The organism is Proteiniclasticum aestuarii, assembly GCF_017368455.1.
GTDB classification, from domain to species: Bacteria; Bacillota; Clostridia; order Clostridiales; family Clostridiaceae; genus Proteiniclasticum; species Proteiniclasticum aestuarii.
Window position 1 is genome coordinate 131,353 of the sequence record NZ_JAFNJU010000001.1, and the last position, 19,568, is coordinate 150,920.

The window sequence follows — 19,568 nt, forward strand, 5'->3', positions numbered from 1 at the left end:
GAAAGGCCTGATGCACTTCTGGTATAGTGCATCAGGCCTATTTTCATTTCGGTCATACATTCCATCTGTTAATGCATTGCTGTTATCTCTGTCGAAGCTGTCCATCCCTGTCAAATGTCTTTCTCAGCGCTTTTTCCGTTAGAGGAATCACCATCAGAAGAGAAGCCATCTGCAGATAGAAGAGAATCAGCATGTAGGATTCAAATTTCTTGCTACTTTTCAGAAACCATATCACTAGAAGAGAAGCGGCCAATACAGCGACTCCCGTTCGGATCCATACTGCACCTGCATACTGGTGTGCAAAATACCAGGTTTCGTCATTGATACTCGACATTCGCGTCCTGTAGCCGAAAAGGCCATTGATTTCTTTAGGAGGTTTCTTCAGAAAAAGCAATCCGAAGAGAATCATTGTTGCTGTAAGCATCAGTGTCATGGATAGTGAAAATAGAACCATCTGCTCTTCCCCCCTACAGGAAATTTTTCTTCAGCAGTGTATCCATTGCCTCCTGGTCCATGGCCCGAAGCGTTTCCACTGCCAGAGAAACAGCCGAATCCACATCCTCAAGAGCTGCATAGGAATAATGGGTATGGACATATCTGGAAGGAATGCCAAGGACAAGCACCGGCACCGCTTCATGCCCAAGATGAATTTTCCCGGCATTGGTTCCTCCACCTCTTCTTACGGCACTCTGATACGGGATCTTCTTTTCCTTTGCAGTCTTCTGGGCCAGATGGATGAATCCCGCATGGCTTACATAGCTCTGGTCCATATGCCGGATCTGTACCCCTTTCTTCAGTGCGCCCTGAGCAGTATATTCATCATAATACATGTCGTCAGCTGGAGACCCTTCGAAGACGATCGCCAAGTCAGGCTTCACCACCTGGGTTGTGACCTGCGCCCCTCTTGTCCCCACTTCTTCCTGGGCTGCCAGTGCGCCTACCACATCATAAGGCAGATTCATGTCCTTCAGCTTCTTCAGCGTTTCAATGACCGCAAGACAACCGATCCGATTATCAAAGGCTTTCCCCGAAATCACATGATTTCTGTCGTTATGATGAAAAGTCACATCAGGCACCACAGGATCACCCGTCTCTATGCCAAAGAGTTCCACCACTTCCTCACGACTGGTGCATCCTACGTCAATTCTGAGATTTTCCATATGGATTTTGCCGCTATCCTTTTCTTCCGCCGTCATGAAGTGCGGGGGCTTCGAGACCACAATCCCCTTGACGTATTCCCCTTTTCTGTTCTTGATGATCATACTGTGCGCGGATATATTTGTGGTGATCCACCCTCCCAGCGGAACAATGCTTAAAAGCCCTTTGGCATCTATGGTCTGCACCATGAAGCCCACCTCATCCAGGTGTGCATCCAGCATGATCACAGGACGGTTCCCCGTGTTCCCTTTCAGGCTGATGTAGACATTGTTCATGGCATCCATGGATATCCTGAAGTCTTCAGTGTACTCCTTGATTACCCTCACCACATCCTCCTCGAATCCACCCGGACCGAATGCATTGGATAGACGCTCCATCATTTTGATATCTGTCATTTCTTTTTCCCCTTTCCTCCGCTTCACATTGTTTTCTCTATGGCTTCATTTTCATCATCTTTTCATAGAATTCTTCCGTCTTCACCCTGTCTCCTAAATTGAAGATCACGGATTTTCCATTCATTTCGAAATAGATATAAGGTGGCACGGATGCATCCATAAACAGCTTCACGGCTCCAAACTCATCCATTCTGAAATGGCCTCTCAGCTTGGAGCCGATGGCAGATCCGTTGGTTCGTAAAGTGATGTCCGGCAGATCCGAAAGCAGTGTAAGCTCCTCCATGGCGGACCAATCGTAGGCTTCCCCATACATCCCCTCAATATCAATTCCCTGGTCATCGATGCGCACACTGATGTCTCTGGAGGAAGCAAACATCATGAATCCCACAAACAGAAAGGTGCCTCCAAGAATCAGAATCACGATCAGAAACTGTATTTTACTGCCTTTTTTCATCTGCCCATTATCATCATACACATTACCATCGTATTTCTGAATTTTCCAGAGCAGAATCAGGGTGGAGACCATCATGACGACGATGGGCGGAATCATCCCGATCTTCACTCCCAGAATGTCCAGAGCACCAGCCGCAAAGAAAACACCTGCGTTGGCATAGCCGTAGTACCCGATGAGTTTTGCTGTGGACTCCACATCCACATTCTCCTGTTTTTCTCGGGAATAGGTATTGTATCCCGAAATGAGAAAATACAGTTTCGCCTTATGGACCAGAAGACCCAGAATCAGCATGATTCCACCAAATAGGATATAAAACACAAAAGATACCTCCTTCCTCTCTAATACGCGCATTCAATCATATCTATAGTATTATAATACACCTTCAGAAGATATGAATCTACACATCCCTAATGAAAAAGCGGACCAGAGAGTCTTTCTTTCTCCGGTCCGCAGATTCTTCACGTCATTGATGCTGCCTTTTGGAGATTCAGGGCAGGAGCGCTGCAATCACAAAGAATATGATCGATAAAACGATGGATACTACCCCAATCTTCCAGTATAGTGCATTCTTCTCTTTTCTGTTTCTCGGCATTTCATCCTCCTTGCCATTCTTGATAGCTTTTCTATAGGAGCTGGTTCCATTCCTCTTCCTTGAAGCCCACAAGTACCAGGTCATCCTTTAGGAGAACCGGTCTCTTCACCAGCATCGGATGCATGGAGAGCAGTCTGAGAATCTCATCATCAGAATAGCTCTTCACCTTCTCCTTCATTTCCAGGTCTCTGTAGACCGTTCCACTGGTATTGAGCATCCTTTTGATGGGCAGGCCACTCTTTTCGTGAATGCTTTTCAGCTCCTCATAGCTCAAGGTCTCTTCCGTGATCTCTCTGTAATCGAATTCCAGATTATGCGCCATGAGAAATTTCTTCGCTTTGATACAGGTTCCGCATTTTCGGTAACATACAATCTGCATTATATTCCTCCGTTCACTTTTATGCTGCTTCCTTTTCCAGGAATGGATTTCACTTCGATTCTTCCAGGTATACGATCCTTCAGCTCTGTCACATGGGAGATGATTCCCACGATTCGCCCAGAAACATTCAGCTCCATGAGACTCTCCAGTGCATTGTCCAGGGAATCCTGGTCCAGAGAACCGAAGCCTTCATCGATGAATATGGTCTCCAGATTCACGCTGCCCTTGTGACTCTCAATGAAGTCCGATAAACCCAGTGCAAGGGAAAGGGATGCCTTGAAGCTTTCTCCACCGGATAAGGACTGCACATCTCGTTCTCTTCCAGTATACTCATCAAACACATCCAGGCCAAGTCCGATTTTCTCTCGTCTGTTTTCCGTTTCATCTCTTCTTTTGAGCTTGTAGCGTCCTTCTGACATTTTTCTGAGTCTTTCATTGGCTCTTAAGAGAATGCCTTCGAAGTAGTAGGATTGGACGAATGTTTCAAATCCCATCCCTAAATTCGCCGTATCATACAGGTCCTGAAGAACTGTAAGCTTCTTCTGGTTGGAGAGATAACTTTCATGGATTTCCTGAAGCCTCATATGAGAACGCTTCAGGTTATAGACAAGAATCCCTTTGACCTTATGGAGACTTTTTTTCTCGTCGAACTCTTTTCCGCACTCCAGAAGCCTGGTCTTCAGCGGTTCAATCTCCATAAAACGCAATGGCTCCCCATGTTCGCGCAGATTCTCGTATACTCCTTTTACAGCGTTATACCCTTTAAAGAACGAAGTGATATCTGCTTCAATAGAATCCATTTCCGGTACGTTATGCTTGTTCATCTCATAGACTTCTCTAGTCACATCCGCTTTCAGAAGGCTGGTGAAAAACTCATCCTTCAGAGACTTTGCAGCCTCAAGGGAAGAAATGAGCGTCTGATTCATGGCAGTTTCCCGGCCACTAAGATGCTGCTCCTGATTCTGGCATTCTTCGAAATGCTTTTTCGCTTCTTCCAGTCTGCTGCTGATATCATCAATGATTCGCTGCGCTTCCCTGATCTGATGGAGAATTCCTATGGATTCTTTCGGTACCCCATCCGCTTCAAGGGATCTGATTTCACCCTTTATATCGTGAAGCTTGGCACTGTTCTCATCATGCTCCTTCATCACATCTTCCATCACTTCCAGTTCTTTCCTGCAGAGTTCGCTACGGGCTTCTACCCCATCAAGTTTCGTCGTGAACTTGTTGACGGCATTCATGGATTCAGCCAGCTTGTTTTCGAGCCTTCGATATTTTTCCTTCTCGTCCCCTCCGACAATCCTCAGATCATCCACTTTGAAGATGCTGATCTGACTTTCATCTCCAAGAAGAATGATTTCCTCTGCAAGATCCTCAAAGTGACGGATTCCATTTCGGATATCGGACTTTTTCTCCTGAAGGGACTTCTCCAGTTTTTTCAGCTTTTCTTCCAGCGTGCTGAGCAGATCCTCATCATAGCTTCTGACCTCTTTCACTACGGACGGATGCTCGTAGGAACCGCATACCGGACAGGGTTCATGCTCGTGAAGCTGGGACCGCAGAATATATGCATAGTTCTCATTCCGTTTTGCCAGTTCGTGATCATAGGCATTGGAAGCCACTTCAATGTTGCGCTGAATGTTCTCTTCTTCTTTTCTCAGAAGCCGGATATTCGATTCAATCTCATCTCTTTTCTGCGCTTTGTTGAATAAAGTGACCAGGGCTTTGAGCCTCGCATTGGATTCCTGAAGACTCAGCTTCAGTTCCACTTGCTTCATTTTCGCATCATGAAGCGCTCTGGACAGCTCCTGCTCCTCTTCTCTGTATGCTTTGAGTTCATTCTCTTTCTTTCTGAGATAATCCAGCTTCCGATCAATCTCCTGCCCGCTTCGTTTCAGCTCATTCAGACTCACGTATGCTTCTCCGAGTCTCTTTGACCGGGTCAGAAGATTCTCCAGCCTGGTTTTCTCTGTCTTCTTGTCATCCAGTACCTTGACTTCCTCCGTGGCGCTTTGCAGCTTCTTTCTGCATCGCTCCATGTAACCGCTGACCTTTTTCCGGTCCTCACCCAGGTTCTTAAGCTCTGACTGCAGTTTTCTGATGTCAGCCTCTTTATCCGCAAGCTGTTTTTCCGTATGGGTTATGGCCGATATTTTTCTCAGAAGCTTCAGTTCTCTGTCTTTTTCTTCATAGACCCTTTTCAGATTTCTATACCTTGTATACTCCTCGAAGGCTTTCTGAAACACCGCTAAGTCCTGATTGTTTTTTTCCGCTTCAGCAATCTCTTTTTCAATCTCTCTGCACTTCTTGTCAAATCCCTTGATTTCCTTCTCCAGATTCACTATCTCTTCTTCAGCCGCCTGAAGACTCTCCAGAAGCGCATCCGGCCCCATCTCGATATCCTTTCCTTCCATCCCGGCTTCTTTGAGTATTTCATCAAACTTCAGAACCAGAACCTTGTCCACGTTTCTGGTTTCATCGAACTTCTCTTTGATCCGCCACTGCAGTCTTTCATACTGCTCTGTGGAAAACAGTTTCTTCAGAATTTCAGATTTGTCCTTTGTGCCGGCAGTGAGAAATTCCCTGAACTCTCCCTGCGGAATCATGACGATTTTCTTGAACTGGTCCAGATTGAGACCGATGATTTCCTCAATTTCCTGATTGACTTCCTTGATCTTCACCAGCATCTTTTCCGGATCGCTTTCTCTGTAGAAATATGCTTTATTGACACCTTTGGGTGTTTCCACTCTTCTTACATGATACAGCTCTCCTCTGACTTCAAAGGAAAGCGAAACCTCCATGTCCTCTTTCTCCTCTGCCAGCTGGCTTCTGAAGCATTTCGCTCTGGTTCTGGTGGAACCGCTGCCTTCTCCATAGAGCGCATAGCAGATCGCATCGAAAATGGATGTCTTTCCTGCACCTGTAGGTCCTGTCACCAGAAAAATCTTATCTTCATACAAGGGTCTGAAATCCACATGGGTGCTTTCCTTGAATCCGAGAAAGGACTTCATGTTCAGATCCAATGGTTTCATACTATGGTCCCCCCTTCCAGCTCTTCCACCAGTTCACGGATGATTTCAAGATTCGTCTCCTCAATTTCCCTGTCGTTCTTCAGCTTGTAGAAATCCTTGAAGAGTTTCGTCATGTCTTTCTTCTGAATGATGCTGTAATCCGCATATTCATTGAGAATCTCCTTCTGGTCACGTGCCCTCTGCAGTTCCAGAATATTCGGGAATTTTGCGCGAAGCCTCATCATGGGCTCCAGAATCTCTTCCTTGTCCTTCAGAATCACCCGGATGTAATCCTCAGGATTCCCCGTATAATCCATATTCATGATTTCATTGAAGGACCCTTCCAGAGTCACCACATCCTTCACAGGATGCAGCGGAATCTCCTTCAAATCAGCCTTCCCTTCTTCATCCAGTTCAATGATTGTGATGCTTTTCTTATGGTTTTCTTCAGAAAACGAGTATTTCATGGGAGAACCCGAATATCTGATCTTTCCTTCCACCACCCACTGGGGTTTGTGAAGATGGCCCAGCGCAACATAATGGAATGGTTCGAAAACCGTGGTTCTGATGAAATCATGCCCGCCCACAGACAGGATTCGTTCAGATTCACTCTCAGCCACATCCTCTCGGCCTGTACCTGCCACAAAACCGTGATAGACAAGCACTTTTCGGTTGGCATTCTTTTTCACGCTTTCCTTGAAGATGCGTTCATAGACCAGGGTATCGTCTCTGAAGCTTTCAAGCTCGTAGATGGTCTTCAGATTCGCTGTATCCCGATAGGGGAACAGGTAGAACTCCACCGGTCCGAACTCATCTTTCAGCGTGATGCAGCGCAGAGGCCGCTTCACATTGTTCTCCACCGTGAGTCCCTTATCTTCCAGGAGAGAACTCAAAAACCCCACACGCTCATGGGAATCGTGATTGCCTGTGATGAGAATATTTCTTTTCCCTTGCTTGACAAGTTCTGTGAGAAACTCATCATTGACTTTCACTGCATCCTCTCTTGGGATGGACCGGTCATAAATATCGCCGGCTATGACGACCACATCCGGCTCTTCCTTTCTAATCACCTCTATAATCTCTTTCAGCATTCTCTTCTGGTCCTCCAGAAGAGACATGCCATTGAAATATCTTCCTATGTGTAAGTCTGCTACATGAAGAATTTTCATTCTCTGATGCTCCTTTCATTTCCTACCTTAAAGTTTAGCTGAAATATTTTGACAATACAACGCAATACAAGTCAAAATGTAGTAGAATATTCCTAGGGGGTGTATATCATGCCAAAGAGAATCCGTATGAGTCTCAGGTTAAGTGATGATAAGAGAGATTTCCCGATCACCTTTGTCCCAGCAGAAAAAAAGCATCTGTACGCCATGGCAGAAGCCATACTTGATGCCTACCGGGATACCATCGATTACGAAGGAGAAGATCTGGAACAGACACTGGACGAGCTGAAACGCGTCTATAAAGGCTCCTATGGTCCACTCATGGACGAAGCCTCATTTCTTCTCATGGAAGAGAATCTGGTCAAAGCAGGTGTTCTTGTCTGTCTTTATCGCGGAGAACCCACCATCACGTATACCTTCACGAGAAAAAAGGAGCAGCGACTCGGCTATGCCACGCTGCTGATCCTGAAATCGGCTCAAACACTCTATCAGCTGGGCTATCACTCACTCTATCTCTATGTGACCGTTGAAAACAGCAGTGCTGTAAGATTATTTGAGTCCTTGGGGTTTTCTGAAGTCCCCCTGACAACAGTGACAGAAATAAATATTGACTAATGAATCTATCAAAAGGTGCCAGATTGAACGAATCTGACACCTTTTTCTTATGTCCTGAATTGACATCTGTTCTGTGTTCTATCAGAAATAACTGTTTTTTCCGGATATGAACTGCAGGGACAATCTATGCATGGCTCGTGTCATCGCCACATAAAGAAGCTTCGCATCCAGTGCACTGATTTCGAAGGCATCATGGAGATTGGTAGTGATGACTGCATCAAATTCCAGTCCTTTCGCAAGATATGCAGGCAGCACCACAATTCTTTCCTCAAAATGAGCAGCCTTCTCTTCTATGAGCCCTATGGCATAACCACTACCCTTCGTAAGCGCTCCATGAATGGCTCCGGCATCGTCTTCTGATTTGGTGATGATGGCTATGGTTGTATATTCTTCCTGCATCCACTTGTCGATGGTTTCAAGAATTCCCTTCACAAGACTACTCTCATCCTTATGCTTTCTGATCTGCGGTTTTTTACCATGTCGAACCACAGGATTCGCCAGAGAGAGATCCCTGATCGGTGCTTTTTTCAGAACACCGTTTGCTTCATTCATGATTTCTATGGTGGTTCGATAACTCTGAAGCAATGTGAGGTAGTTCACTTCCTCCTCAAAAACGGATTCCTGGAGGTAGGACCAGTCTTTCACTGCGCGATACATATGAATCCCCTGGGAAAGATCGCCCAGAATCGTGAATCTGTCCGTGTTTAGAATTTCTCTCAGCACAAAAAACTGAAAGTCGCTGAAATCCTGTGCCTCATCGATGACGGCATACTTCACTCTTGCAGACTTATCGATGCCGTAGAGTTTATTGTGAAGATAGGCCATCGGTGCCAGATCCTCCAGTTCCAGTTCCTTTGCAGGGATTCTTTTGATCCGATCCTCAACAATGAATCTGATCACCTCTTTGTCATCCGTGTAGCGCTCCAGAAGGTCCGCATCCGTCATGAGCCTGTTGTAGAAGAACAGTGCATCCTTTCTGTCGATTCTTTTGATATAGTCCTTGACCGCCTTTTTTCTGCTCCTCTGGAGCATTTTTATCTTTTCGTCCCGATCCATGATGGCCGCCTTCAGTTTTGTCTTCCTGTCTTCAGAATCCATGTCGGATTTTCTCACTCGATCCATTCTCCGGTCATAGATTCGCCTTGTTTTTGCCACCATCTCATCTACCGCCTCTTTCACGTGATGATCCAGATAGCTTTCGAGCTGGTCGATTCTCTTATAGAAAGGCAGATAAGCATAACTTTCCCTGAACATCTCCTCCAGATAGGCTCTCGTAAAGATCACTTCCCCGTTCACTTCAAAATCCACAGGAGGGATGAAGTGCTCTTCGATGTCCCCGCAGTACGCTTCCAGAATCTTTCTCATCAGCATGCTGTTCTTGAAGGCAGATGCTCGAATGATCAGTCCTCTGTCATACTCCTCCAGGGATTCTTTTTTCAGAAGAAGTCTGAGCTTGCTGTTCTGATCAGACAACGGATATCTTTCACCGATCACATCCAGCATGAAATCCGGGAATGTGGTCTGTCTCACATCCTCTGCACCCAGTTCCGGCAGAACACTGGAGATATAGTCCAGAAAAAGGTTGTTGGGGGCGATGATGATGAAATCCTCGGGCTGAAAGGAGTCGGAATAGGTATAAATCAGATAGGCGATCCGATGAAGTGCGATTGTGGTTTTTCCGCTTCCCGCCACCCCCTGCACAATGAGCGGTTTATGGATGTCGGCCCGGATGATGTCATTCTGCTCGGACTGTATGGTGGAGACAATATCCTTCAGCTTATCACTGGCATGATTTTCAAGGGTAGCCTGCAGAAAGGTATCCGACATGGAAATGTCCACATCCACAAAATGCTTCAGCTCCCCATTTTCAATGGTGTATTGTCTTTTTCGGAACAGGTCGATCTCATATTCCTCTCCATAGGATTTATATCTCGCTTTCCCGAGTCTTCCATCATAGTACACACTCGCTATGGGTGCTCTCCAGTCCACAACCAGCGGAGTGTCCATGGATTCATCAAAAAGCGATATTTTCCCTATATAGAGCTGTTCATCTCTGTCCTTGTCGGACTGTCTGATATCCATACGGGCAAAATAAGGGTGATCCTTTGATTTCTTCAGCATGCCGAAATTCTGTTCCAGACTATCCAGTAGTTTCGCGTTCAGCAGAATGCTGGCATAACTGAGGCTGTTGTCCATATCGTCGAGTTCTGAAAATGCCTCGCGCATATCCTTCCTGTATTTCAGTCTCTTCTCCACCACCAGGGAGATGATTCTGCGTATATATTCTTTCGTCTCTTCCAGTCGCTCTATTTCCTTGTCATAGTCTTCATGTTCTCTGATCGACATATCTTCACCTGGCTTCCATTTTCTGTACCTTTTCTCAGAAATCAGTATACCACATGTAACCTGTCGCTCCTACATCACAAGAATATTGCTTTAAGACAAATATTTACCGGACCCTCACAAAAATCTATACGTTTACACTATGGACTACGGGATTTAATCTGTTATAATAAAGGTATAAGAATACAATTTAAGAGATTGAATACTATAGGTTGCCAAGACAGCATCTTGGCACGAAGAGGGAAACAGGTAAAAGCCTGTGCGGTCCCGCCGCCGTAAGACTCTTAAGAGTTCAAAGATCCACTGGAAATCTTTTTCTGGGAAGGAAAACTCTTTTACATAGTCAAGCCGGAAGACCTGCCTATATGATTTTGAGAATCTCCTCACGGGTCATGAGGTGTCAAAATGGATTTGAAGATTTTCTTCAATAGTCTATTGCAGCACCCAGAAATGGGTGCTTTTACTTTCCCCTTGTACACCTTTTCTCTTCGTAACCATTCTTGGATTGTTTCTTAAAATCATCTGTACGAATTGTACAACAAGGAGGAAAAAATGAACAAGAAAATTACTGCTGTCCTGGTGGTGCTGCTTCTGGCTGTTGGGGGATTTCTGGTCTACCGTTCACTGACACCAAAAGGTGAGGAAGGCTCGAAGGAAGTTACCATCAATATCATTGTAGAAAGCGAAAACATAGACTACAGCGAGACATTCCGATCTGATGAACTGTTCCTTGAAGGACTGCTGATTGAACACAATGATGAACTTCAGGTGGTAACAGAAGAAACGCAATATGGTCCGATGTTAATGGGGCTGAAAGGCTATACTGCTGATATGAGCAAAGAATTCTTCAGCATCAAGATCAATGGGGAAGATGCCATGGTCGGCATCAAAGAAATACCAGTAAATGATAAGGACGAATACACTTTTGAAGTTACGGGATTCTAATTTCACCGTATGGGACATCGTGCTCATACCCCTTCTCAGTGCTTCATTGACAGCAGGCAAAATGGCACTGGTATTCATCCCCAACGTTGAAATCGTCACACTCTTATTCATGGTCTATGCCTCTGTCTTCGGATTCAGGAAAACTTTCCTCGTGGCACTGATCTTTTCCACCACGGAAATCTTCTTTTATGGTGTACAGACCTGGCTTCTTGCCTACTATCTGATCTGGCCGCTGCTGAGTTTTCTCGCAGTCCTTCTTCAGAAAGGCACCCATTCTGAATGGCCTTACGCCATTCTTGGAATGATTTTCGGATTAGGCTTCGGACTGTTCTTCGCTGTAATCGAATCCTTTTTCTACGGCATACCCTACGGAATTGTCTACTGGGTCCGCGGAATTCCGTTTGATCTGATTCATGGAGCATCGAATTTCGTTATTGTGCTGTTTTTATTCAATCCCATGTATCATCTGCTCACAAGGCTTCGAGACAAATATGAACACAATCTGCGTGTGACAAATTAAGAAAAGAGATGCATATAGGAAAAGCACCGGGAAATGTATGGTTTCCCGGTGCTTTCCTTATATGTGTATAAAGAGAGAAGTGTCTATGGATGGCTTACATCACATCATGAAGAGCGTTCCAGCGCTTTGCTTTCTCTTTCTTATGGTAATTTTAGCACAGCATTCAGAAAGAAAACCCCGAATTTCTTCGGGATTTTCACTGTTTTTCAGTATTTTTTCAGTTATGGCACCATCTGAGGAACTGTCTTGAAAGTGTATCCTCGGTCTTTCAGTGTCTGTATCATTCTTGGCAGTGCGTCGACGGTCTTCATATAGGCAATGTGCATCAGCACGATATCTTTGTCTGTTGCCCGATCCAGCACCTTATCTGTTATGTATTTGGCATCGATGTTTACACCGTTATATGTTGTTGCCCAGTCAATGGTGTCTATGGACCACATGACGGTATATTTGTATCCCTGTTCTCCTGCCACTTTCAGCACTGTATCGTTATATTCCCCAAACGGAGGTCTGAATAGTGCAGGTGTGATACCCAGAACGTTTTTGAATATGGCTGTGGAATCGGTGAATTCTTTTCTGATTTCCGCTTCTGTCATCTCTCTCATATGAGGATGTGTAAGGGAATGGTTCTGGATGCTGTGACCTCTCTTCAGTATTTCTTTCGCCAGATCAGGATGATCCTTTACCCACAAAGCACGCAGGAAGAAGGTGGCTTTGACCCCATGCTGATCAAGCATATCGAGCAGTGGCAGTGTCGTTTCAAACTCCCACCCGGCATCAAATGTCAGTGCAATCTGTTTTGTGGATGCATTGACCAGCCCTTTGGTGATCACTGTGGAGGATGCGTAGGTGCCCTCTTTCACCAGGTATCCGGTATGTGCATAGCCGATCTTTCCCTGATAGTTCACTTTGGCCCAGCTGCCGGAAACACTAAGTACTGTGACCTTTGCTCCCTTTGGCATCACCGCAATGATACTGTAGCTTACAGAAGGACCACTTCTCAGATTCAGCTCCTCCGTGGTGACGCGAATGTCGGTGGATGTTACTGGCAGCCTCAGATAGCTTAAGGACGAATATCCTTCACTACCGCCATATAGGACTCTTGCCCATCCGTTACTGCTACTGAGTACTTTCACTTCTGCGCCAAGAGGAATCACGCGAATCACGCTGTAGCTGGTGGAAGGTCCTGTTCTCATATTCAGATTTGCAGTAGTTACCATAATGGTTTCTCCTGTGGATGGCAGCGTACTTTTCAGCTTCAGATAGCTTAAGGACGAATATCCTTCACTGCCTCCATATACGACCCTTGCCCATCCATTGCTTGTGCTCAGCACCTTCACCTCTGCTCCATTTGGAATGACGCGGATGACACTGTAGCTAGTGGAAGGTCCCGTTCTCATGTTCAGATTCGCTGTGGTCACCATGATCTGTGTGCTCACTTGAGTCATGTACGCTGTGTGCGCATATCCTTCCTTGCTTCCATAGATGACTTTAGCCCAGCTGCCTGAAACGCTTAATACCGTCACACTGGTTCCTTTAGGCATCACGGCTATGACGCTGTACTGCGTTCCAGGTCCGCTTCTCAGATTCAAATCTGCCGTTGTAACCCTGATATCATCTTCAGCGAACACCTCAATATAACGATCTTTATTTATATCTCTTCCTGTCAGATTAAACATATGTACACCAGTTAGTGAGGAAAAAACGAAAACAACAAGTAAGACTGCGACTTTTCTGAAAGCGCTTTTCATTTCTTTTCCCTCCTTGTCTTCAAAATACCCGTCGTATTTTATACATTAATTATACAATTCACACAACACTCACAAGTATCAAACAAAACACAACATCGTTAATATTCCGTAACATTTCAACATTCTCACTTGAAAAAGAACCCCCTCCACTTTCAGTATTTATGCATAATATGCATTGCATGATAAAAAACCTCCGGAATCAGGAATGTTCCTGACTCCGGAGGTTGATTGGTTTTAGTTCATCAGTCTTTCTTTCTTTCACGATACTCGATCTTTATACCCGTACCCGTGAAGTCAAATGCATCTCTCAGCTGATTCTCGATATATCTTGAATAGGAGAAGTGCATAGCTGTGGTGTCATTGATGAAAAAGACGAAAGTCGGAGGTTTCACCCCTGTCTGGGTACCGTAGTACACTTTCAGTCTCTTGGTGCCGATCATCGGTGGCTCTTTCTGAAGCAGCGCTTTTCCGATCACATCATTCAGGACACCCGTTCCGATTTTCTTGTTGTAGTTGTCATAACATCCTTTGATCATACTCAGCACCTTATGGGTTCTCTGTCCGGTGAGCGCTGATATGAAGAGATAGGGTGCATACTGCATGAACTTCAGACTCAGCTTCAGCTCATCCAGGTATTTGTTCATGGTCTTGTCATCCTTCTCGATGAGATCCCATTTGTTGACGATGACCATGATGGCTTTACGCATGTCATGTGCATACCCTATAATCTTTTCATCCTGGTCTGCGATGCCTTCCTGAGCATCCACCATCAGAACGACCACATCGGATCGTTCAATGGCTGCAAGGGTTCTCACCACGGAATATCGTTCAATTTCTTCCTTGACTTTTGACTTTCGTCTCAGCCCGGCAGTATCCACTAGAATGAACTTGCCTTCCTCTGTTTCGAGCATACTGTCGATGGCATCTCTCGTGGTTCCGGCGATGTCTGTGACGATGGACCTCTCTTCCCCTAGCAGTTTGTTGATCAATGAAGATTTGCCTACATTCGGCCTGCCCACAAATGCGACTCTGATATACTCGTCCTCTTCTTCTGTTTCATAATCCTTGAAGTGCTTCACCACTTCATCCAGAAGATCTCCAAGGCCTAATCCCTGACCTGAGGAAATGGCTATAGGATCACCGATACCCAGATTATAGAACTCGTAGGCATTGGCCTCATCCTTCATGTTATCCACTTTATTTACAGCCAGCACAATCGGCTTGTTGCTTACTCTCAGCATGGTAGCCACTTCATTGTCTGAATCTGTCAGACCCTGTTTTCCATCCACCAGGAATATGATCACATCTGCGGTATCTATTGCAACCTGAGCCTGTCTTTTCATCTGCGCCAGAATGATATCATCTGATTTTGGTTCTATTCCACCTGTATCAATCAATTTAAACTCATATTGCAGCCAGTCGGCATCTGCATAGATTCGATCTCTTGTTACACCGGGTGTATCATCAACTATGGCAATTCTGTGACCTGCCAGTTTATTGAACAAAGTTGACTTTCCCACATTAGGTCTTCCAACTATTGCTACGATTGGTTTTGCCATTTGCTTCACCTCTACTTTTCACGTTTGCATTTCTTTACATCTAATCATATTACCCTAAGTATGAACCAGTGTCAAACAAAACCTTCCCCGCAATTTCTTCACATACTGAGGACGAACTAAGACAGTACCTTCTCGATGAATATCTCTACAATGTCCGGATCAAACTGTGATCCCGCACACCTTCTAAGTTCAATGATTGCTTCTTCTTTAGATTTCTTCATATGATAAGGTCGATCACTGGTCATGGCTTCGTAAGCGTCCGCCACCGTTATGATTCTTGAATGAAGGGGAATCTCATTTCCTTTCAGTCCTTCAGGATACCCCTGACCATCCACTCTTTCATGGTGATACAGCACATCTTCTGCGATGCTCATATATTCCTCAACCGATTTGAGAATCTGATAACTGGTTTCAGCATGTTTCTTTACAACCTCACGTTCTTCGAAGGTAAGCTGATCCGGTTTGAGCAGAATCTCCTTCGGTACGGATATCTTGCCAAGATCATGCAGGCTTCCCGCCAGCCTCAGACGTTCAACTTCAGAAACATTGAGTCCCATGGCACTTCCGATTCCTGCGCAATACTCGGCAACGCCTTTCAGATGAATTTTCTCATCAGGAAACTTTCGATTGATACTTTCAATAATCGTTTTTATGATTCTGTTTTTCATAAGTCTGCCGTGAACCAGTTTATCCCGATACATATTATTGTCAGCGACTTTCTGGACCTCTGATATGTTCTGGGACAGAGAAGTTTTTGTTGCTGCACCTGCCGCAATGGATATCCTGATGGGGCCCACTGATGCATGATTCGCTTCCTCTTGTATTCTTTGTCTGATTCTATCAGCTTCAGCAGCATCAGTCCTTGGAAGAAGAAGCAAGAATTCATCCCCACCGATCCGCGCAAGCAGATCATCCTGTCTGATTCTATTTTTCATGATTCTGGATGCTTTTTTCAGCAGTAAATCACCTAAATCATGACCAAATGCGTCATTGGCCAGTTTCAGACCGTTGATATCCATAACGATGATGCTTAAGGGTAGATCACCCACTCTTCCCAGTCGTCTGAGCGCTTCTTCGATATACCTTCTGTTATACAAACCTGTCAGCTGATCATGAAAACTCAGAAATTCAATCTCTTTCTGCCTCTCCTTCTTTGCAGTCATGTCTCTGAATACAATCACAAGCCCCGTTGTTCTGCCTTCATGGTCTTTAATGGCTGAAGCGCTGTTTTCAATGGGAATTTCTTTCCCGTCTTTTGAGGAAAGAATCATTTCCGAAAACCCGATCCTCTTTCCCTTCCGGATGATTTCCGGAATCCTTGTATAAACCAGCGCATTGCTGTTTTCCTGAAACACCCTGAAAATCTCTTCTATAGGCTTCCCTTGCACTGCTTTTATCTGCCACCCTGTCATCATCTCAGCCGCCTGATTCATAATCGTGATTCTACCAGTATTATCAGTAGCAATGACACCATCTTCCACAGAGAGAAGAGTGGTCCTGAACAGTTCTTTTTCAAGAAACAGGCTGCTTTCCAGTGCCTTGTTATCCGTGACATCTCTTGCAGCGGCATAAATCAGTTTTCCGCTGATATGCGCTTTCCATTCCAGCATCCGGTACCTTCCATCTGATTTTCTTAGTCTTGCGAGAAATGAGGCTTCTTTCTTGATACCATTTAGACTGCGAATCCACTCTTTCACCCCATCAACATCTTCAGGATGAACAAATTCCAACGCATTTTTACCTATGAGCTCCGTTGTCTTATAATGAAAATTCCTACTCCATGCATCATTCAATTTTCGGAAGTTCCCCTCTGAATCAGCTATGCAGAAGAAGTCCATATTCACAGTGAAAAAGCTTTCCAGCTCTTCTTTCTGATTCATAAGCTCAATAAGGGCTTCTTTCACATCCGTTATATCCTTTGCAGTGCCAGTAAAACCAATGATTTCATCTTCGCTGCTTCTTATGGCTACAGCAGTTGTCATAAACCAGTGATAGGTGCCATTTTTGTGAAGCAGACGGTAGTCTCTCGTCTCCATTTTTTCTCCAGACTCATTGATTTGACTGAAGAAATCGTAGATACGAAGAAGGTCTTCCGGATGTACATATGGTTTCAGTGGGGTTCCCAGCGTATCCTCCACTTTGTAGCCAAGCTGATTTTCCCATGCTTTTGAAAGAAATGAAAATGTACCGTCAAGCTGCAGGCGATAGATGATATCATAGCTGCTGTCCACAAGAAACCGGTATTCATCCTCGCTCTTCTTCACCTCTAATTCAAGCTGCTTGCTCTCAGTAATATCTATGTGTGTACCGAACATCAGAAGAGGCCTGCCATCTTCTGACCAGGACACAACCTTGCCTTTATCAAGAACCCACACCCAATGACCTGCTTTGTGCTTCATTCTGCACTCCAGTGAATAATACTCTTTCTTTTTGTAGAAAATGGATTCGATTTCCTGATTTGACTTCACCAGATCCTCGGGATGCACCAGTTTTCTCCATGTATCATGTGTGATCGGCATAAGTTCAGAAAGACTATGTCCGGTAATCTCAGCCCAGCGCTCATTGTATCTGATCTCATCTTTCTCCACATCCCATTCCCAGGTTCCCGCCTGAGTCGCTTCAATGATTCCTGCAAGCTTCTCCTGTTCAGAAAGATTTCCGACGCGCACCTTCTGTACTGCTTCATCTTTGTCATCCTGAATTATATTCGGATGAATACTACCCGATGGTTTCTCTTTTTCTGTAATCTGCGGATGCTTTAACACCTTCCATATGCACATGTACAGGACTTCTGCATCTGACCTGGTTTCCTTCAAAGGACGGATGAGACCCTCCACTTTTAAACTTTCGCCGTTTCTCTTCCTCAGATCTGCCTGAAAAAGATGCTTCCCGACTGAAAGAATCCCTGAAGCTGGAAACAATTCCGGATCCTCACATATCAGATAGTCTGAAATCATCGTGAAAAGCACTTCCGCTCCCCCATAGCCCAGCGCAGTATTCCATATATCATTAGCATAATGAATTATTCCATCCTGATCAACAATCTGGATCAGATCCGATGAAGTGTTCATCAGGTCCAGTAGATCATTTTTCCAAAGAGTCAGTTTCTCATTCATGGTAACCCCCTCGTGCTCGTTCCTGTCAGAATGCAGTTGATTCTATTCACAGGTCATTTCTATTACCGCTCATATCTTTTCATTATATATGATTCTCACTTTGAACTACAGCAGTTTTTGATACTTTGCTAATCAAAGTTATAAAGAAATCATTATGGGGCGGCGATACCCATGTAACAACAGAGCGGTGGCAGATTCATATTCTCTATTTATTGAAAATCAGCTATAATAGACTGTGTAAACGTTATTCTTAAATCAAATAATGAGCAAGGAATTTAACAGAATGATGAAATTCAGACACTATGCAATCTTGATTCCAATTCTTCTTCCCATCCTATTTAGCGGATGTACGGGAAATCCCTCTGAGGAACTGCGAACCGAACCTGTAATAAGGAATGTGATTGATCCGATTGTTACCACATCCCTTCCTATCAATCCCTATGCGACGGAAGAAGATGAGGTGTGCATAAACGCTGTGGGCGACATAATGGTTCATGAATCCCAGTGGCTGTCTCAGCAAGTGGGGCCCGATACATATGACTTCACCGAAAATTTTGCCCAAGTGAAGGAGATCTTCACATCCGATGACCTGTCCATCGCAAATCTTGAAACGACCATAAACGAGCATAAGGCCATCGCCACCTATCCGCGATTCAATTCACCGGATGCTCTCCTGGATGCTCTTGATGATGCCGGATTCGATCTCATCGGTACAGCCAATAATCATTCCATGGACACAGGAATGGATGGCATCCTGAGCACCATAGCCGAGCTGGAGGAAAGAAATCTTCAGTATTTCGGAACACACAGGGACCTAGGTGCAGACAAATATCTCATGAAACAGATCAAAGGCATGAACATCGGCTTTGCCGCTTTCAGCACAGCTTACGTACATGGAAATTCTGTGGTCATCAACAACATCCAGTCTAATGGGATGGAAAAACACGTCAACTATATGGATCTCATAAAAGCTGACAATGCATTTCATACCCTGAAACCTGTAATTGATGCAATGAAGGAGAATGGTGCCGAATTCATCATCCTGTCTCTTCATTGGGGGAATGAGTATGAAAAGAGCGCCAATGCCTATCAGAAAACTCTGGCTCAGATGCTTATAGACGAAGGAGTAGGACTGATCCTGGGTTCTCATCCCCATATGGTTCAGGAGATGGAGTTTCTCACTTCAAACGTGAGCGCTCATGAGGGACTCGTCATCTATTCCATGGGGAACTTTCTCTCCAATCAGAGGAACGAAATTCTTAATATGACCGGCACAGAAGACGGAGTCATTTCCAGAGTGATTCTGAAGAGGGACTCAGATCATATCATTGGTATCCGAAGCGCAGAGTTCATTCCAACCTGGGTCAGCCGAACGGAATACGGTGAATATTTCAGATATGAAATCCTTCCGATTGATGTTGATCCTTCGTCAACAGCCACCAGGTACAGTGCAGACGAGGAGAGCCTCACTGAATCCCTGATGAATACACTGCGTGCCATAGACAGCACAACGGTAAAACAACTGGACCTAAATCATGAATAGAAGAGATCCATACCGTGCGTC

The 19,568-nt window shown here is 44.9% G+C and carries 14 protein-coding genes and 1 riboswitch; of the genes, 4 read left to right on the plus strand and 10 right to left on the minus strand.

The window, feature by feature from the left end:
- Positions 1-82: 82 nt before the first annotated feature.
- The 6 genes from J3A84_RS00660 to J3A84_RS00685 all read right to left on the minus strand — a co-directional run bounded on the left by J3A84_RS00660 (position 83) and on the right by J3A84_RS00685 (position 7,158).
- Positions 83-454, minus strand: a complete 372-nt coding sequence (locus J3A84_RS00660) for an SdpI family protein (protein ID WP_207598069.1) — start codon at positions 452-454, stop codon at positions 83-85.
- A 13-nt stretch (positions 455-467) separates the two neighbouring features.
- Positions 468-1,553 carry a M42 family metallopeptidase gene (locus J3A84_RS00665; protein WP_207598070.1) on the minus strand — a complete coding sequence of 362 codons (1,086 nt, stop codon included), beginning with the start codon at positions 1,551-1,553 and terminating at the stop codon, positions 468-470.
- A 37-nt stretch (positions 1,554-1,590) separates the two neighbouring features.
- Positions 1,591-2,325: a DUF3784 domain-containing protein gene (locus J3A84_RS00670; protein WP_207598071.1), complete on the minus strand. Its 735-nt coding sequence runs from the start codon at positions 2,323-2,325 to the stop codon at positions 1,591-1,593.
- Between the two features lie 305 nt (positions 2,326-2,630).
- On the minus strand, positions 2,631-2,978 hold the full coding sequence (locus J3A84_RS00675; protein WP_207598072.1) for a Spx/MgsR family RNA polymerase-binding regulatory protein: 348 nt from the start codon (positions 2,976-2,978) through the stop codon (positions 2,631-2,633).
- On the minus strand, positions 2,978-6,010 hold the full coding sequence (locus J3A84_RS00680) for an AAA family ATPase (protein ID WP_207598073.1): 3,033 nt from the start codon (positions 6,008-6,010) through the stop codon (positions 2,978-2,980). The genes J3A84_RS00675 and J3A84_RS00680 overlap by 1 nt, the downstream gene beginning before the upstream one ends.
- Entirely contained in the window at positions 6,007-7,158 is a 1,152-nt protein-coding gene (locus J3A84_RS00685; RefSeq protein WP_207598074.1) for an exonuclease SbcCD subunit D, read from the minus strand. The genes J3A84_RS00680 and J3A84_RS00685 overlap by 4 nt, the downstream gene beginning before the upstream one ends.
- Positions 7,159-7,266: 108 nt before the next feature.
- Here J3A84_RS00685 and J3A84_RS00690 point away from each other — a divergent pair, with 108 nt between their 5' ends.
- Positions 7,267-7,770, plus strand: a complete 504-nt coding sequence (locus tag J3A84_RS00690) for a GNAT family N-acetyltransferase (protein WP_207598075.1) — start codon at positions 7,267-7,269, stop codon at positions 7,768-7,770.
- Between the two features lie 81 nt (positions 7,771-7,851).
- Here the strand turns inward: J3A84_RS00690 and helD are convergent, their stop codons facing one another.
- The gene (helD, locus tag J3A84_RS00695; protein WP_207598076.1) at positions 7,852-10,116 is read right to left on the minus strand and encodes an RNA polymerase recycling motor HelD; all 2,265 of its coding nucleotides are present in this window, start codon (positions 10,114-10,116) and stop codon (positions 7,852-7,854) included.
- Positions 10,117-10,305: 189 nt separating this feature from the next.
- Positions 10,306-10,492: riboswitch (cobalamin riboswitch) on the plus strand.
- Positions 10,493-10,665: 173 nt separating this feature from the next.
- Here helD and J3A84_RS00700 point away from each other — a divergent pair.
- Both J3A84_RS00700 and J3A84_RS00705 read left to right on the plus strand, forming a co-directional pair.
- Positions 10,666-11,058, plus strand: a complete 393-nt coding sequence (locus tag J3A84_RS00700) for a DUF4430 domain-containing protein (RefSeq protein WP_207598077.1) — start codon at positions 10,666-10,668, stop codon at positions 11,056-11,058.
- The gene (locus tag J3A84_RS00705; protein ID WP_207598078.1) at positions 11,039-11,578 is read left to right on the plus strand and encodes a hypothetical protein; all 540 of its coding nucleotides are present in this window, start codon (positions 11,039-11,041) and stop codon (positions 11,576-11,578) included. The genes J3A84_RS00700 and J3A84_RS00705 overlap by 20 nt, the downstream gene beginning before the upstream one ends.
- Before the next feature lie 221 nt (positions 11,579-11,799).
- On the opposite strand, the gene J3A84_RS00710 is transcribed toward J3A84_RS00705, so the two are convergent.
- The 3 genes from J3A84_RS00710 to J3A84_RS00720 all read right to left on the minus strand — a co-directional run bounded on the left by J3A84_RS00710 (position 11,800) and on the right by J3A84_RS00720 (position 18,004).
- The gene (locus J3A84_RS00710; protein WP_207598079.1) at positions 11,800-13,329 is read right to left on the minus strand and encodes an SH3 domain-containing protein; all 1,530 of its coding nucleotides are present in this window, start codon (positions 13,327-13,329) and stop codon (positions 11,800-11,802) included.
- Positions 13,330-13,571: 242 nt separating this feature from the next.
- The gene (gene der / locus J3A84_RS00715; RefSeq protein WP_207598080.1) at positions 13,572-14,888 is read right to left on the minus strand and encodes a ribosome biogenesis GTPase Der; all 1,317 of its coding nucleotides are present in this window, start codon (positions 14,886-14,888) and stop codon (positions 13,572-13,574) included.
- Positions 14,889-15,004: 116 nt separating this feature from the next.
- Positions 15,005-18,004 (minus strand): PAS domain S-box protein, encoded by a 3,000-nt coding sequence (locus J3A84_RS00720; RefSeq protein WP_207598081.1) that lies wholly within the window; start codon positions 18,002-18,004, stop codon positions 15,005-15,007.
- A gap of 283 nt (positions 18,005-18,287) precedes the next feature.
- On the opposite strand from J3A84_RS00720, the gene J3A84_RS00725 reads away from it, so the two are divergent.
- Positions 18,288-19,547 (plus strand): CapA family protein, encoded by a 1,260-nt coding sequence (locus J3A84_RS00725; protein WP_207598082.1) that lies wholly within the window; start codon positions 18,288-18,290, stop codon positions 19,545-19,547.
- The last annotated feature ends 21 nt before the right edge of the window (positions 19,548-19,568 follow it).

What these genes read in the sequence shown, in the direction of transcription:
- J3A84_RS00660 (WP_207598069.1), bottom strand. Translation starts at nt 454, where the DNA reads ATGGTTCTATTTTCACTATCCATGACACTGATGCTTACAGCAACAATG.
- J3A84_RS00665 (WP_207598070.1), bottom strand. Translation starts at nt 1,553, where the DNA reads ATGACAGATATCAAAATGATGGAGCGTCTATCCAATGCATTCGGTCCG.
- J3A84_RS00675 (WP_207598072.1), bottom strand. Translation starts at nt 2,978, where the DNA reads ATGCAGATTGTATGTTACCGAAAATGCGGAACCTGTATCAAAGCGAAG.
- J3A84_RS00680 (WP_207598073.1), bottom strand. Translation starts at nt 6,010, where the DNA reads ATGAAACCATTGGATCTGAACATGAAGTCCTTTCTCGGATTCAAGGAA.
- J3A84_RS00685 (WP_207598074.1), bottom strand. Translation starts at nt 7,158, where the DNA reads ATGAAAATTCTTCATGTAGCAGACTTACACATAGGAAGATATTTCAAT.
- J3A84_RS00690 (WP_207598075.1), top strand. Translation starts at nt 7,267, where the DNA reads ATGCCAAAGAGAATCCGTATGAGTCTCAGGTTAAGTGATGATAAGAGA.
- helD (WP_207598076.1), bottom strand. Translation starts at nt 10,116, where the DNA reads ATGTCGATCAGAGAACATGAAGACTATGACAAGGAAATAGAGCGACTG.
- J3A84_RS00700 (WP_207598077.1), top strand. Translation starts at nt 10,666, where the DNA reads ATGAACAAGAAAATTACTGCTGTCCTGGTGGTGCTGCTTCTGGCTGTT.
- J3A84_RS00710 (WP_207598079.1), bottom strand. Translation starts at nt 13,329, where the DNA reads ATGAAAAGCGCTTTCAGAAAAGTCGCAGTCTTACTTGTTGTTTTCGTT.
- der (WP_207598080.1), bottom strand. Translation starts at nt 14,888, where the DNA reads ATGGCAAAACCAATCGTAGCAATAGTTGGAAGACCTAATGTGGGAAAG.
- J3A84_RS00720 (WP_207598081.1), bottom strand. Translation starts at nt 18,004, where the DNA reads ATGAATGAGAAACTGACTCTTTGGAAAAATGATCTACTGGACCTGATG.
- J3A84_RS00725 (WP_207598082.1), top strand. Translation starts at nt 18,288, where the DNA reads ATGATGAAATTCAGACACTATGCAATCTTGATTCCAATTCTTCTTCCC.